This window comes from Paenibacillus piri (assembly GCF_004354045.1).
Lineage (GTDB): Bacteria > Bacillota > Bacilli > Paenibacillales > NBRC-103111 > Paenibacillus_S > Paenibacillus_S piri.
Genome location: NZ_SMRT01000030.1, coordinates 1 through 14475, shown reverse-complemented (window position 1 = coordinate 14475; position 14475 = coordinate 1). Strand labels below are relative to the sequence as shown.

Below are 14475 nucleotides of genomic sequence, written 5' to 3'. Positions count from 1 at the left end.
TCCAGTATCTAAAATTGGAGGACAATTTCCTAATTATAAACCCTTTAACATCAAATTCCAGTTGTTTTTATTGCTATTATAGCCTACTTCCTCCGGTGGCATCAATAAATTGCCCTGTAATCCATCGCGCTTCCTCAGATGCTACAAACACAACTACATCAGCAACGTCTTCAGTGGTCCCAACTCTTCCAAAAGCAGAAATTGAAGCTGCTTCAGCATGAGCTTCTGGGTTTGCGAGCCAATCCTTGGTCATATCAGTAGCCGTAGTTCCAGGCCTTACTGCATTAACAGTAATACCTTTTGATGCAAAAAGTGGAGCTAAAGCCAAAGTAAGTGTCTCAATGGCTCCCTTGGAAGCCGAATAAATGGTATGTGTTGGACCGGCAACACGAGTAAAGCCAGTAGAAATGTTAATGATTCGTCCACCGTTCCGTATAAACGGGCTAGCTGCTTGAATAAGAAAGTATGGAGCTTTAAGGTTAACATTAATGACATCTTCGAACGTTTCAATTGACGTTTCTTCAAAAGGAATGGCCGGTGCAATACCTACGTTATTGATTAAGATGTCCAATTGCACAGATCCAATTTCCGAGCGAACAGCATCTTCAAATGCAGCCCAAAGCTGTTTTACACCGGAAATACCAGTCGTTAATTCTGCTTGCAGAGCCACAGCCTTTGAGCCCAAAGCCTTAATATCATCAACAACTTTTAAAGCAGCATCCCTATTATTGGCGTAATGAACGCCTATAAATTCTGCTCCGCCAGCAGCTAATTTTTTGGCTATTTCAGCCCCTATCCCACGACTTGCCCCTGTAACCAAGGCAACTTTACCACTGAATTTTCCTTCATTCGTCAACATATTATCCCTGCTCCTTTTAAGATAAATTTAATGCATAATCAATATTATTAGAATATAATAGATATGAATAGTACGATATTTTTGTATCGTTACGATCAAATGGTATACTAAGAAGGGAGGACAACAGTTCAAACGTAGGCTTGTTTTTTAGTATTACTGATAGAGGTTATATGAACTTAGAGTAAAGGAAGAGGTGAAGTTCCATGATTGAATTAAAAAGTGCTGACTTAACTTGTCCGTTCACTACAGCTCAGAAAGTATTGTCGGGTAAATGGTCTCTCATGATCATTTTTCATCTAAAGGACGGGCCAATACGTTTTAACGAGCTGTTACGGAAATTTGACGGCTTAACGCATGCGTCCCTGACTAAACAACTGAAGCAGCTGGAAAACTTTCAACTTATTCACCGTGAGGTTTATAATCAAGTTCCGCCAAAGGTGGAATATTCTTTAACTGATTTGGGGAAAAAGCTTTATCCGACGATTAATGGGCTGACGGAATGGGGAAGTGAGTATATTGAACATTGCAAGATGAACTGAAGCCAGTTCGCTCCCGCAACACGCCTTGTTGTCGGTCTGTCACTATTTAGCGATCATGATAAAAAATGAGTGCATTACGTTTGCTGCGCCAAGGTACGCTAGCCCTCTGTACACTAAATCACGACCGGACGTTCCATGCGGATGCTTTCGAGGTTTCGTATTTTCGCCGATTGACCCGTTAAGCTGAACCGTATCATAAATAAGGGCAAGTTTTTTGCGAAATTCCCTGCGGGGCATGGATTTGTATATAGGGTGAAGAGTGACTGTTGAGATGTTTAAGAAGTGCAAAAAATGCAACTGATATAGTCAGTCGCATAAAGTTTATTTATTACATAGTTTCTTCGTGTTATGAAGCAACCTCAAATTTCAAGGTGTTTCGAGTTACTACGATATATTCACCTGTTGATTTATTCATTACTTCGGACACTTCCTTAGTGTGCTTTATCTCAAACCAATCATTTTGTATATCCACCAATAATTTTATTTCCACATTGCTTTCTCCATATTTTAAACCACTAAAAGATAATTTTGTCATCGTCACCATTCCTTTCGATTGCTATGTGTCAAATATGATTTTTTAGTCTCCATTTTTTACATCTCTTTATAGTACTTGAAACGGTAATAAGAGTTATATACAAGGATATACAGATAGGCAAAAACCAATAGCAATACCACTATTAAATCTATACCCATCAAGGAAAATGATAAAAATAAGGCTCCAAATACAAAAACCATCATGTCATATGCTTTCGCTTTTGCACGATTGGCGACTGCCAAATTACGCTCATCTTTCTGGTCAATCTCTAGCTGCTTCGCTGCGGCAGGATTATTCTTCATAGCGCTTCGGACGATTATTTCTCCAATACCGTGACCGAAAATAACACAGCCAAGCCCAGCACAGATATACGGCAGCGCTCGCAGCATGCCTTGTGGATCTTCAATTGTCTTGATGAAGTACAGACCACCTGCTAGTAGTCCTACGCCTACAATGGTAAGCAAATAAGCCGAAATCGTTTTTTTCATACATGTTCATCCTCCTCATAAATAAAGATTTCTTCGATACTCATACCGAAAAAACGAGCAATCTTGAACGCTAAAAGGATCGATGGGTTATAACGTCCGTTTTCCAGCGAACCGATAGTTTGCCTTGACACTTCAAGAGCCGCCGCTAATTCTTCTTGCTTAATTCCACGCTTCTTGCGAATTTCTTCTAAGCGGTTGTTCATGCGTTCACTCTCCTTATGGAAAGGTAGCTTTCCATGAAAATAATATATCGTGCAATGCAAGCAATGTCAAGCACACTTTCCATTTTAATAAAGGGCCATCCCGCTAAGGATGGCCCTAAAACTTGCCGTTACAGACAGCGCGGTGAACCGTACCACAAGTAATGGTAATTTTTTTGGGGGTTGGGCATGCAAGAGACGTGGAAACGTTCTTGTGCGGACCATTCTGGCGGAAGAAGCTGTTTTATGAGGCTTCAGCGTCCCGAGACAGGTTCAAATGACGATGGTGTACTTGGAGGGGACTTTTGCTTGGGAAAAGCAAAAGCCCCCTCCGCCGTTTTTGCTTCTTTGGTTTTAGTTGCTGGCGACATGGCTTTGGTTGCCGCTTTTTGGGCTTCAGGTGATGCCCAAATCGGTGGGGCCAGCTCGGAGACCCATCCTAGCGCTAATTGGATCGGGCTGCCCTCAATGACCGGCGGCCCGTCCGCCCACTCGTCCTTACGGGTAAACTGGATGTCTGCTGAACGGATGGTGACGTAGTCCGTTCCGTTAAAGTAAGGGTTTACTGAATCGCCTTCTCGGACGGTGAGAGCCAGTCTGACTTACCGATGCGGAAACAAGAAATAGACTATCCGTTAGTTTCGAATGCTCCCTGCTCTCCTAAAACATCAGACTTGTTCAAACACGGCGTCTAAATGGAATAAACGAGGTAATCGCTTTGGGTAGGTTGACACAATTATATCCTAATGTTAGGATACTAATATCCTAATACTAGGATAACTATGATTAAGTATTAGGGAAAAGGAGGGGGTACAAATGGAGATTAAAATCATTAAACCGCAGGACCAAGCAAAAGGTGAATTTGACGGCGGCAAAATATTAGAACAAAAGCCGATTGGATTTTCTGGTGAGGGAGCGCTCATTAAGCGCCTGGGTCCTTTATTTTACTGGGCATGGGCACAATCCTCAGGCGAAGGCGGTATCGGCCTTCATCCTCATCAGGGTTTTGAGATATTAACCTATGTCATAAAGGGTAGAGGCCGTCACAAAGATACTCTTGGTACAGACAGCGTAGTCGGCGCTGGCGGTGTTCAGGTGATGCAAGCTGGCTCAGGTGTCTCCCATGCTGAATCTATCCTTGAACCATACGAAGGGTTTCAAATTTGGTTCGAGCCGTATTTAAATGAAGCCATAAAGCGACCACCAACTTACAGAAAGTACGTGCATGAAGATTTTCCAAAAGTTTCTGAGAACGGGGTGACAGTTAAGACGATACTTGGTGAACATTCACCAATCAGTATCGTTACAGATGCCAAAATATATGATGTGCAAATTGAAAATGGTGCAACCTATAAGTATTTTCTTTCACCTAATCGGACACTAGCCGGTTTAGCCATAAGAGGTAACGGTGCAGTTATTGAAGAACGTGAAGTTTCATTTGAGAACAAAGATTTCGTTATTATTCAATCCGAGAAAGATGAGACCATTGCCCTACAATCGACAGGTGAAGAACTTCAAATGCTGCTAATCGAGATCCCAACTCAAGTTGAATATCCGCTGTATAGAAAGCCAAGATAACATTACCCTCTGGAAGATGGTTGATTTTATGTATCATGGAGATAAACAAAGCCAGCTTGATTTAAGGCTTTTTCGTATTTGGATGAAAGCTTCCAAAGTTCTTTTCGATAATGTTCGTAAGGATATTGATCGTTATGAAATTAATACTGAGCATTTTATGATTCTTGAACTTCTATATAGCAAGGGACCGCATCCAGTACAAAAAATCAGTGAAAAATTTTCTATTCCTAGTGGAAGTATCACTTACGTTGTGGATAAATTAGAAAAAAAAGGTCTAGTAGAAAGGCAGTCAAGTCCAACAGACCGCCGTGCTTCTAATGTTGTCTTGACAGAAAAAGGAACGATGCTATTCGATGAGATTTTCCCACAACACGTTGAAGCGATATCCAAAAATTTCTCTTCTGTAAGTGACGAAGAAAAAGAACAGCTCATTTTTTTATTAAAGAAGATTGGGATAGGCGCACAAAATTTATAATAAATTTTTCGAACGTGTGTCGTGAGCGGCAAAGCGGAGCACGGCGATTCGCTCGGCACCCGCAGCGTCGTCGGCCCCGGCGGGGCGCAGGTCATGCAAACCGGGAGCGGCGTTTCCCATGAGGAAGGATTTGTAGGCCCGAACATATTGTCACGGAAGCCCGGATGTGGGACGTTACCGTGAAGCCGGGCCGTACGTTCGTTCAGCCTGTGCGCAAAGACTACAACCTGACGGCGCTCGCCATCCGCGGCGACGGCGCAGTTGCCGATGCGGCGTCTAGCACAGACGTTATGGCACTAAGGCACAAAGACTTTGCCATCATCGAGCCGGAGCAAGCGACCGCAGCGAACTATACAGCAACAGGTGACGCCGAGCTCCGTCTTATTCTGATCGAGGTACCGGCACAGGTCAAATATCCTTTGTACCGAAAATAAGATCGTTGGCTACATAAACGCTGAAAGAATTGAGTATGTGAACGGTACTGAAACTGAATTTCTAATGTACCGTTCTCTTTTGAATTGAATTTAAATTGGAGTGTGGTCATTAATGAATGATGAATTCAAGCGGTATGTAGGGAAAGATATCGAAATTATATTTCACCCGGCAAGATGCATTCATTCGGCAAATTGTGTAAAAGGGTTACCGGGAGTGTTCAATGTTAAGAAGAAGCCATGGATTCATGCTGATGGAGAAACGGCTGAAAACATTGCAGCTCAAATTAATAAATGTCCTAGTGGTGCTTTGGAATATATAAGGAAAGATAACGCTAATGAAGCGAGATATGATCATGGAAACGAAACCTAACGAGATGGGGAAATATGAATGTTCAAAATTAAAGAAGATACGAACGGTTTTTATGTAGGGGAACAAGATCATAAAGAAGCAGAGATCCATTATGTTCCGAGTGGGAACGATACTATTATTGTAGACCACACGATTGTTTCCGATAGTCTACGTGGTCAAGGCGTAGGAGAGGCGTTAGTGAAGCGATTAGTCGAATTTGCTCGGACGAAAGGGATTAAGATTATGCCACTATGTCCTTTTGCTAAAAGTCAATTTGACCGTCATGAAGATTATTCTGATGTATTATTAAAATAATGTAGTGGCTATATCTGTGTTTAGAAAAGTCGCGCAGCAATTTGCTGATCGCGGCTTTTTTAGGTGAAAAGATATACAGCCAGGCTCATTAATGAAAGGCAATAACGAAATTCAAATTCCGTTAATTAGGGGAATTCAAAGCATTCTTCACAGAAACGAAGGAGCAGGCCGCAACAGCTCCTTTCGTAATTTTCGCCGTTATGACCGTTAAGGTGAACCGTAAATAAGTGACGGCTAAATTTATTAGAAGGTATGCGTTTAATGCGACTTTAGCTGTTAGCAGAAGCGCTGCTCCTATAAGCAGCGTCAGATTGCAGACGACCTCCTATGTTCCGAGTGGAACTTAGGAGGTTGTTTATTTAAAGTAAGGAGAAACTGCTTCGAGCGACCTAATCTCTAGAGCCAGGCGGCCAATTTTTGAGGTTCATGCAAGGAGCACAGTTTTCAATCGGCTAAGCGATTTGCTGCTGTTCCCTGAGTTCTCAATGCTCTCCTATAAGATTGTACCGTGGCCTCCGGAACAACCAATTCACCTCTATTACAGAGTCGAACAAAGGCGGAGATGCATTCGGGATCAAAGTGGGTGCCGCTGCCCTCAATAATCACTTGCAATGCGCGTTCTTGAGACCAGGGCTCGCGATATGATCTTCGCGAGGTCAACGCATCGTACACGTCCGCGATGGCAAGGATTCTTGCGAGCAGTGAAATCTCTGTTCCTTTCAGCTTGTCCGGATACCCCGTCCCGTCCCATTTTTCGTGATGGTGCCGGATGACGGACAGTTCTTCGGCCATGAAGCCAATATATTTGCACATCTCGTAACCTATCACAGGATGTTGCTCGATCACGATTCTTTCGTCCGAATCCAACTTTCCTGGTTTATTCAGGATCTCGGTAGGAATCTGTATTTTCCCAACATCGTGAATGAGACCGCCCCGAGCCAGGGCTCGCAATAGTTCGGAATCCAGATTCATTGCCTGGGCTAGTTGCAATCCGTACATGGCTACACGGTAATTGTGACCTGCCGTATATTCATCTTTGGTTTCCGTGGCAACAATCAGATTTTGCATGCTGCTGGAGATGCTAACGCGAAGTTGATCCAAAGATGGATGTCTATTTGCCTGATGAAATGTTTGAGTTACAGATATGTTCGACCGATACTGCGCTATAATACCATACAACAGTATCAAGGCCGACGCTGCGAGGACAACATGATACAGCCACCAGGCCAAAGTCCACATCATGGTTGTGATCATGACACATTCTGTGATGGTAAGCAGAACGGAACCAAATACGATAGCCGAATGCAAAGGAAATTTGACTAACTGAAATTGCTGAAAGTATCTCTTGGCCGCCCAAAGATACAGGAAGACTGTGAGAAACGCCAGCAGATAATTCAATGGCGTTAAATCGATGGGAATGAAGAGGTTGAAACAGGATCACCGTTTTCATTTGACTATCTGGTAATTCTCCAAAAATATAGTTGCAATAACATCCTATTCGGCGTATTATTAAATTAGTTGCAATAACAACCTATTAAAGGAGGGATAATGTGAACGAGCATTGGAGGCAGAATGACAAGGGCGCAGTGGAATCGCACGGTCAATACATCTCAGCCATCTACCGACACATGCAGGTATTGATCTCAGCCGAGTTGGCACCCTATCGAATCGGAAGCGGACAGTATATTTTTCTGATGGCGATTGCGTTTCAGCAACCAATCACTCAGAAGGAGCTAAGTGAGAAACTGTTCATTGACAAAACGACTACCGCCAAAGCGATTGCCAAGCTGGAAGCAGAAGGTTACGTACGGAGGGAAGCCGATCCCGCCGACAACCGCTATTATCTGCTCTATTTGACGGACTCGGGACGTGAGGTGGTACCTAAGGTGCAGGAAGCGCTGGCCCGCGTTAAGAACAAAACGCGGAAAGGTATTACCGATGAAGAATATGACTTTTTAGTAAGCTTGCTGAAAATCGTGCTTCGCAATCTGACCGAGCAGGAGGAGACGTAAGATGAGCAGGTACGGGAGAATAGACTTGACGGAAGAACTGTTGACCTGGGCTGGCGTTACAAAGCGTCCTCATCGGTTCGGAGGGGTGGAATTTCAGCTAAACGAAACGGAAATCGGGCATCTTCACGGCAACCGCTTGTTCGACCTGCTTTTGTCGAAATCCGAACGCGATCGGTGGATTGAAGAAGGGAAAGCAAGCCCGCATCATATGTATCCCGATTCAGGCTGGGTATCCGTTTATTTGAATACCGAGCAAGATATTGCTTGTGCCATTGAAATCGCGCGTTCTAAATATGATCAAATAAAATTGAAGGATGAGATGAAAAATGATTAATGAAGCTTTCCCCTATGAGAAAAAACGAATTCAAGTATTCGGATTAGAGATGGCATATGTGGAGGAAGGAAGCGGCGACCCGATCGTCTTCCTACACGGCAATCCGACATCCTCCTATCTCTGGCGCAACATTATTCCTTATGCCCAAAAGTTTGGCCGCTGCATTGCGCCTGATCTCATTGGAATGGGGGATTCCGCAAAGCTTCCGGATAGCGGGCCTCACGCATACACCTTTGCCCAGCACCGCCGCTATCTTGATGAGCTACTCGATCGGCTTGGCGTGGGCGATCGTGTGACCTTCGTGGTGCACGACTGGGGATCGGCACTGGGCTTCGACTGGAGTAAGCGCCATCCCGACGCAGTCAAAGGCATCGCTTACATGGAGGCGATCATTAAGCCGCGCAGTTGGAGCGAAATGCCGGAGAATGGACGTAAAATCTTCCAAGCTCTCCGGACGCCGGAAGGGGAGCAAATGGTGCTAGAACAAAATTCGTTCATCGAGTTCAACCTGCCGGTCGGCATATTGCGCAAGCTGACGGATGAAGAGATGGCACAGTACCGTCGACCGTTCCTGGAGCCGGGCGAAAACCGCCGTCCAATTCTTAGCTGGGCACGCCAGCTTCCGTTCGATGAAGATCCGGCTGATATAGCGAAGATTGTCACTGAGTATGGAGAATGGATGGCGCAAAGCGCTGTTCCCAAACTATTCATTCAATGCGACCCCGGCTTATTGCCGCAATCCCACATCGATTTCTGCCGTACATGGCCATCGCAGACCGAAGTTACTGTGCCAGGCCGCCACTATCCCCAAGAAGACGCACCCGATGAAGTTGGCGAAGCGCTTGCCGTATGGCTGAGAAATTTGAATTAACGATGCGTTTAACGAATTGTAGGGTCGATAAATGCTGCTCCTCGAAGCTATCTCATTAGAATTTCAATTAGCAGCCCCCAAAAATATTGAGACATTAACTTTAAAGAAATTGTTTCGCTAATGGGTACCGATAGTGCAACCTGCATCACGAGGCTGCCGCGGGACCGATCGGCAGTTTCATTACGTTACGGGCAGTTATGCGCAATAAAAGTTCAGTTATTCTTCACCAAATTTATATATTGGATTGAGGCATCTTTAACCACTCCGCAATGAGCGCAGGCGGTTAACCGTGGTTGCAATCTCTTGACAATCGCTCCGCTTTGAAGTGATTCCTCCATGTTGGCAGTGAACTTTTCTATTGGCCTGCGGAGTTTATCGAAAAATGCGGTGAATAGATCTCCTGCAAGCAAAATATTATCTTCAGGGTGATAATACGCAACATGCCCTAAGCAGTGACCCGGTGTATGGAAAGGAACAAGTCCGCCATAATTGCCCTTCATGTCTAGCGGTTGCAGAATGTTTGGAGCAAATGGTTTGATGTCTTTATTTTTGCTTCCTTGTCTTAATGTTGTGTAAGATCTTTCTCCAGTCAGAAAAGGAATCTCGATCTCGTGAGCCGTGACCGGCAATTGCAGACTTTCCGTCAACGCATAAAGCATTCCGACATGGTCACTATGGCCATGAGTCAACAGAATCCGGTTTAGGGATCGACCGCGGAATGTGGTGCGGATAGCTTCATGCATCGGATTCCACATGGATGGAAGGCCTCCATCGACCAGGGTCAATCCATCGCGATCCTCGACGATCCAAATCATTACAGGCAATGGCCAATACACGTATCCTGCCCAAACATGACGAGTCAATTGCTTCAATTTCATTCATTTCAACACCCTTCATTTTGTACATAGCGGTACATAATAATTAAAAAAATTATTGAATCACACTTAATATGGCACGCACGTTATTTCTTACAAAGCTTTGATCAGGCATAGTTTTGATTACAACATTTAATCCAACCAACGACATGGCTAAAAAATGTGAGGTAGACTCAATGTCTAAATCAAGTGGAATTTCACCATGTTTTTTTCCAGTCATCAAGGCATCTGCAAACATGTTAATTATTTTTTCTTGAAATTCGCGTCCTTTGGCGGCAATATTCTCATCTTGCGCAGCCAATTCAGCTATAGAATTAACAAAGAAGCAGCCGCGTCGAGCAGCCGGGTTCCTTATTGATTCCACAAATCGAGCAAACACGGCCTCAATGCCCCGAAAGCCCGACTTGTTTTTTTCCAATATATCATGAAGCTTATTTAAATAATTTTGTTGATACGCATTTAGCGCCATTTCAAACAACTCACGCTTATCTCCAAATGCAGAGTACAGACTTGGGCGATTTATTCCCATTTTACTCGCTAAATCCGAAATGGACGTTGCTTCGTAACCTTTCTTCCAAAACAACTCCAAAGCGACATTCAAAGCTTTCTTTTCATCAAACTCACGAGGACGTGCCAACTCCCCACCCCATTTTGTACAATTAGGTACATAATGAAAATAACGCACTTATATCCCATTGTCAATTCCATTGAACTTGTTTTTTTAGCTGTGTCCAACGGCGCGTGCCGCGGGCGGAATGAATAGTACTAAAGGGTACGCTAACGACAACTTTAAGCAGCGGTTGTCCTATTGAAGCTACCGCTCAACAAAAGGGCAGATTAACTTTAACAGGGAATTACTACCAGGGAATTACTACTTACTTGAATATCATGCAACATTAAGGATACAGTTTTTTCATCCCTTGTAACTTACAATTTATATACGTTATGGCTTCCATAGGTTCTGCAATTTTTGCTTCTTGTCCCAGCTCCCATATCATGTCCGTATAAAACTCCAATTTGTTAGCCGGTATGTGCATCCGAATAATTCCGCCTCCTTCGTCCTGACTTTCGATGAAATCTCTAAACCTTCCGTTACCCTCTAATTTTCTCTTTCCTTTTTCTGTTAAGCGAACACAAAATAATGTTTTTTCTTGACGGTCTAATTCCTCCACATCCCAGTTGAGCACGGACTTCCTGTCTACATCTTCAAGACAAGAAACGTTATCATTCAGACTTGCAGTCAAAATTCGATCCGTTCGAAATAGTCTGTACGCTTGCCTGGTAAAACAATATGCCGGACAGTACCAATAACCACGGTCAGAATAAAGTCCTATTGGTTGAATCTCTCTGGTATTCGGCCCGTTTTCGCTTGAATTGTAATCAATCGTAACGGCAGATTTTATCATAATTGCTTGTAATAAAACGGTGAGGCATGAGACTGACATACTCCGGTTGGGGGACCAAATGGCTACTTTATCCTGTAATCGGTTAATTTGTTCTCTCACATCAAACGGCAAATAGTGATAGAACTTATCTAGTGCCGATTCCGCTTGATCACCGAACGGAAGTGCACCAAAGTATCGTAGAGACTGGACGGCGAAAAAAATCGCAATAGCCTCGCTTTCAGTAAACGCTATTGGTGGAAGTATACGTTCATTTAGAAGCCTGTAGCCGCCACCACGCCCTTGAATGGAATAAAGGGGTACCCCTAGTTCTCCCAGATCGGTTAAATCCCTAGAAATCGTTCGTGGTGATACACCTAAATCCATCGCAAGCTCCGGAATGGTAAATGATTTTTTTGCATTAATGATCATCATCAATCGCAATAATCGTTGAGATTTATACATAAGACCGCATCCCTTATTTTTTTTTATCATATCACATAAACATGTAAGTACCTGTCATGTTTATAGGATATTCTTGTTTTGTCAGGAGACAAGATTATCGTTTCAGGAGGGAATAAAAAGTGATCGAGGTAAACAAGTTCGTTGAAAAGTATGTAGCGGTTTGGAATGAATCAGATGAAAGTACCCGGCGTAAGGTTATTACCGAATTCTGAACCCGGGATGGTAACCATTTCGCTGAAGGGATTGAGGCAAGGGGATACGATGAGATCGAAAAAAGAATCGTTAGTGCTTACGATGAGTTTGTTAGAAAAGGCGGTTATATCTTCGTCCGTGCAAATCTCTCTAAAGCACTCCAAAATGCTGTCGTGTATAGCTGGGATATGCTTCCGGCACAAGGTGGAGAGGTCGTTGCAAGTGGAATCGTTTTTCTTATTTTAGATGACAATGGCCAAATTCGTACAGAATATCAATTTTGAGCAAAAGAGGAGATTACCTGAATGATGAAGGATAATTATATAGGCCATCCGAATGGAAGAGATGTGAAAACTTCGCCATGCAGTCGAGCCTTTCAGGCTTTTCGTTCCGCATTTGAAGATGGGGACACGACTGATTTCCTAGCACTTGCTACAGAGGAATTTCATTTCTCGATCCCTTTACCATACGATGATTGGAAAGATAAACAGGTTGGTAAGCAACGTTTTAAAGAACTGGTCAGCTTTGAAAGGGAAGTGCTGCGACTAAAGCTTACTTCCCTTATTGAACTTCACGATGTCCATTTTGGAGTTGTAGTTTTTCAGGCTGAGGGGACTTTGAAAAAACAACCTTATCGCAATGAACTTACGGTAGTTTTCGAATTTGAGGGCGATCGAATTAAGTCATTCAAAGAATTTGTTGGAATGCCACTAAAAAGTTACGAAAATTAGACAAAATTCAATCAGTAGCATAGGTAATGTTGTTGCGCTATCCAAACACGATAGTTCAACAAAACAGCGGCAGTCTAGGACTTTTTTCTCGTCCATGGTTGCTGCTGTTTCTTTTATTGGGTCAGTCTAATACTATTTTCACCTGACACTCAGGACACTACTACAATCAGCGGAAAAAATGAAATGCAAGTCTACCAGCCTTGTGCTTACGCCGAATGTCATCCTAGCTTATTGACAAACCTCCACGAAGAAAGAGCGCTCTTACAGGCGAGAGGCGATGCAGTTAAGTCCCGAAAGGTGGCTTCTGCTCTAACTGTCTTACATTCATAAGTCGGTCAAGCAATTTTATTAACAAATAACCTTTGGTTTACATACAATAATTAAGGACATTTGACTATTGCAATTTAAAATGGAGGAAAATTAATGAGTAACTCAATCTTGACTCACAATACTTATGCTACTCAACCGTATTGGGAGGGACCGACGGTTATGGACGACCGACAAATGATACCTCATCCTATTCTTACGGAGTCTAGACAACTCGCACCGAACCAAATATTAATCACGTATGACCAGCCGACTGATTTAGCATCAGCAACAACAATATCTAATTATTGGATAAGAAGTAATATGACTAAACCCACTGATATTGCCGATGTTGGAATGGGAGAGGCACTTACGAGAGCAAACGCGATACGACCTGAAATGGGAATGATAACACCTGCTGATAATTCGAGAATGAGATTTATTATGAGATTTAGGGTTAATGCAACCAGGGGTGTCCTTTATGTAGTACTCCCTTGTTTTGTTAACTTAGAGGGAAGAACAGGCTACATGGGAGAAAACTGGGGGCCTTTCAGCAGAAATATGTTTATCGGAATGTAAATTGGTCTTTCTTTACCAGAAAGGTTAAGGCAGACCCCCACTGATCATTTTTTTACGTTTGTAATGACCGCGTGAACGGCATGGATAGTTGTCGTTCATTAGCAAACACGTAAAGTACCATGATTAAAAGAATAAATAAAATCAAGAAAAGCAAGATCGTACCTATGCTTGTCATTGAGGGTACCTTAGCGGACGACCCCGCCTACCTTTCTTATATAGTCTTTCTTTTGATTCCTCATATTCATCATTTGAAGAAAGGATCCTGCTGAAAGCAAGATCCTTTTTGAAAATTTAGATAAATGAACGAGAAACAATGACCAACAAAATGAAAAGTACCAGAATCGTAGCTGTTGACGTAAAGAATCCACCACAGCTACCACCAAATCCTCCCAATCCTAATCCCATGGCCTCCGCCTCCTTTCTATTTAGCTTGTGTATTTTATGGATTTATGGTGTTTCGAGATTGGACGTTTCAGAAAATCGGGCTTTCGTATGGGAAAATATATCGTTCCACATTTATAAGATTTTCATAAGATATGATCAGGGTCATCCCCAGCTGACCCTTCCCTCCTTTCTAACTGCTGAGTAGACGGGTGCATTCATTGAGCCGTCTATTTGGCATTCTGACCCAAACAAAAAAAGCCCCCGATCCCGAAGGGAGGCCACTGAAGAACTTACGTTTTTCGGTTCCGTCGATCTACCCAAAGTGCAAAGAAGACATCCAGTCCAACTCTTGGGGCGGATGTCTTCTGTTTTTCATCAGAATGGTTACAGTAGGTCGTTACCCGTCAGTCTGTTAACTTTAATATTCGCTTTAGATTTACCGCGAATATCGCCATAGCTCCTTGCATCTGCATGCCAAGCAGACCCGAGGATGTGGCGACATCATACCCGTGCCTATGTTTGAGTTCGCTATTCTTCGCTTCGATCTTGTAGCGTTCCTTTGATTTGGTTTT

General features: G+C 43.2%; 23 protein-coding genes. 13 read left to right on the top strand and 10 right to left on the bottom strand.

The annotated features are described in order from the left end of the window. Positions 1-76: 76 nt before the first annotated feature. On the bottom strand, positions 77-859 hold the full coding sequence (locus E1757_RS33365) for an SDR family oxidoreductase (RefSeq protein ID WP_133236427.1): 783 nt from the start codon (positions 857-859) through the stop codon (positions 77-79). A gap of 203 nt (positions 860-1062) precedes the next feature. Between E1757_RS33365 and E1757_RS33360 the strand changes: the two genes are divergently transcribed. After that, positions 1063-1398, top strand: a complete 336-nt coding sequence (locus E1757_RS33360; RefSeq protein WP_133236425.1) for a winged helix-turn-helix transcriptional regulator — start codon at positions 1063-1065, stop codon at positions 1396-1398. A gap of 346 nt (positions 1399-1744) precedes the next feature. Here E1757_RS33360 and E1757_RS33355 read toward each other — a convergent pair whose 3' ends face one another. From E1757_RS33355 to E1757_RS33345, 3 genes are read right to left on the bottom strand one after another with little or no spacing between them, the layout of a single operon-like run. After that, a complete protein-coding gene (locus tag E1757_RS33355; RefSeq protein ID WP_133236423.1) occupies positions 1745-1933 on the bottom strand; it encodes a hypothetical protein in 189 nt (62 codons plus the stop codon). Between the two features lie 56 nt (positions 1934-1989). Further along, the gene (locus E1757_RS33350) at positions 1990-2421 is read right to left on the bottom strand and encodes a hypothetical protein (RefSeq protein WP_133236421.1); all 432 of its coding nucleotides are present in this window, start codon (positions 2419-2421) and stop codon (positions 1990-1992) included. Continuing rightward, the gene (locus E1757_RS33345) at positions 2418-2624 is read right to left on the bottom strand and encodes a helix-turn-helix transcriptional regulator (protein WP_133236419.1); all 207 of its coding nucleotides are present in this window, start codon (positions 2622-2624) and stop codon (positions 2418-2420) included. The genes E1757_RS33350 and E1757_RS33345 overlap by 4 nt, the downstream gene beginning before the upstream one ends. A gap of 306 nt (positions 2625-2930) precedes the next feature. On the opposite strand from E1757_RS33345, the gene E1757_RS33340 reads away from it, so the two are divergent. The 7 genes from E1757_RS33340 (at position 2931) to E1757_RS36285 (ending at position 5772) form a co-directional block, all read left to right on the top strand. Further along, positions 2931-3161, top strand: a complete 231-nt coding sequence (locus E1757_RS33340; protein ID WP_133236417.1) for a hypothetical protein — start codon at positions 2931-2933, stop codon at positions 3159-3161. A 276-nt stretch (positions 3162-3437) separates the two neighbouring features. Continuing rightward, positions 3438-4199: a pirin family protein gene (locus E1757_RS33335; RefSeq protein WP_133236415.1), complete on the top strand. Its 762-nt coding sequence runs from the start codon at positions 3438-3440 to the stop codon at positions 4197-4199. 28 nt (positions 4200-4227) lie between these two features. Continuing rightward, positions 4228-4674 carry a MarR family winged helix-turn-helix transcriptional regulator gene (locus tag E1757_RS33330; RefSeq protein WP_133236413.1) on the top strand — a complete coding sequence of 149 codons (447 nt, stop codon included), beginning with the start codon at positions 4228-4230 and terminating at the stop codon, positions 4672-4674. Between the two features lie 21 nt (positions 4675-4695). Beyond that, positions 4696-4857, top strand: a complete 162-nt coding sequence (locus E1757_RS37365) for a pirin family protein (protein WP_220446569.1) — start codon at positions 4696-4698, stop codon at positions 4855-4857. Beyond that, a complete protein-coding gene (locus E1757_RS33320) occupies positions 4839-5108 on the top strand; it encodes a pirin family protein (RefSeq protein WP_133236411.1) in 270 nt (89 codons plus the stop codon). The genes E1757_RS37365 and E1757_RS33320 overlap by 19 nt, the downstream gene beginning before the upstream one ends. A gap of 112 nt (positions 5109-5220) precedes the next feature. Further along, positions 5221-5478: a (4Fe-4S)-binding protein gene (locus E1757_RS36290; protein WP_133236409.1), complete on the top strand. Its 258-nt coding sequence runs from the start codon at positions 5221-5223 to the stop codon at positions 5476-5478. An 18-nt stretch (positions 5479-5496) separates the two neighbouring features. Beyond that, positions 5497-5772 (top strand): GNAT family N-acetyltransferase, encoded by a 276-nt coding sequence (locus E1757_RS36285; RefSeq protein ID WP_133236407.1) that lies wholly within the window; start codon positions 5497-5499, stop codon positions 5770-5772. Positions 5773-6216: 444 nt separating this feature from the next. Here E1757_RS36285 and E1757_RS33305 read toward each other — a convergent pair whose 3' ends face one another. After that, entirely contained in the window at positions 6217-7170 is a 954-nt protein-coding gene (locus E1757_RS33305; RefSeq protein ID WP_133236405.1) for an HD-GYP domain-containing protein, read from the bottom strand. A gap of 152 nt (positions 7171-7322) precedes the next feature. Here E1757_RS33305 and E1757_RS33300 point away from each other — a divergent pair, with 152 nt between their 5' ends. From E1757_RS33300 to E1757_RS33290, 3 genes are read left to right on the top strand one after another with little or no spacing between them, the layout of a single operon-like run. Next, the gene (locus E1757_RS33300; protein ID WP_246079695.1) at positions 7323-7784 is read left to right on the top strand and encodes a MarR family winged helix-turn-helix transcriptional regulator; all 462 of its coding nucleotides are present in this window, start codon (positions 7323-7325) and stop codon (positions 7782-7784) included. A gap of 1 nt (position 7785) precedes the next feature. Beyond that, a complete protein-coding gene (locus tag E1757_RS33295) occupies positions 7786-8118 on the top strand; it encodes a luciferase domain-containing protein (protein ID WP_133236403.1) in 333 nt (110 codons plus the stop codon). Next, entirely contained in the window at positions 8111-8989 is an 879-nt protein-coding gene (locus tag E1757_RS33290) for a haloalkane dehalogenase (protein ID WP_133236401.1), read from the top strand. The genes E1757_RS33295 and E1757_RS33290 overlap by 8 nt, the downstream gene beginning before the upstream one ends. Positions 8990-9201: 212 nt before the next feature. Here the strand turns inward: E1757_RS33290 and E1757_RS33285 are convergent, their stop codons facing one another. The 3 genes from E1757_RS33285 to E1757_RS33275 all read right to left on the bottom strand — a co-directional run bounded on the left by E1757_RS33285 (position 9202) and on the right by E1757_RS33275 (position 11711). Further along, entirely contained in the window at positions 9202-9867 is a 666-nt protein-coding gene (locus E1757_RS33285; RefSeq protein WP_133236399.1) for an MBL fold metallo-hydrolase, read from the bottom strand. Positions 9868-9919: 52 nt separating this feature from the next. Beyond that, on the bottom strand, positions 9920-10501 hold the full coding sequence (locus E1757_RS33280; RefSeq protein WP_165972396.1) for a TetR/AcrR family transcriptional regulator: 582 nt from the start codon (positions 10499-10501) through the stop codon (positions 9920-9922). A gap of 259 nt (positions 10502-10760) precedes the next feature. Then, on the bottom strand, positions 10761-11711 hold the full coding sequence (locus E1757_RS33275) for a helix-turn-helix transcriptional regulator (protein WP_133236396.1): 951 nt from the start codon (positions 11709-11711) through the stop codon (positions 10761-10763). A 497-nt stretch (positions 11712-12208) separates the two neighbouring features. Here E1757_RS33275 and E1757_RS33270 point away from each other — a divergent pair, with 497 nt between their 5' ends. Together E1757_RS33270 and E1757_RS33265 are read left to right on the top strand one after the other, a co-directional pair. Further along, positions 12209-12634 carry a nuclear transport factor 2 family protein gene (locus E1757_RS33270; RefSeq protein ID WP_246079694.1) on the top strand — a complete coding sequence of 142 codons (426 nt, stop codon included), beginning with the start codon at positions 12209-12211 and terminating at the stop codon, positions 12632-12634. A gap of 489 nt (positions 12635-13123) precedes the next feature. Next, positions 13124-13519 carry a hypothetical protein gene (locus E1757_RS33265; RefSeq protein ID WP_133236394.1) on the top strand — a complete coding sequence of 132 codons (396 nt, stop codon included), beginning with the start codon at positions 13124-13126 and terminating at the stop codon, positions 13517-13519. A gap of 291 nt (positions 13520-13810) precedes the next feature. On the opposite strand, the gene E1757_RS33260 is transcribed toward E1757_RS33265, so the two are convergent. Further along, positions 13811-13924, bottom strand: a complete 114-nt coding sequence (locus E1757_RS33260; RefSeq protein WP_133236392.1) for a YjcZ family sporulation protein — start codon at positions 13922-13924, stop codon at positions 13811-13813. A 383-nt stretch (positions 13925-14307) separates the two neighbouring features. After that, a partial coding sequence (locus tag E1757_RS33255) for a transposase (protein WP_342774630.1) occupies positions 14308-14475 on the bottom strand: 168 nt, incomplete at its 5' end.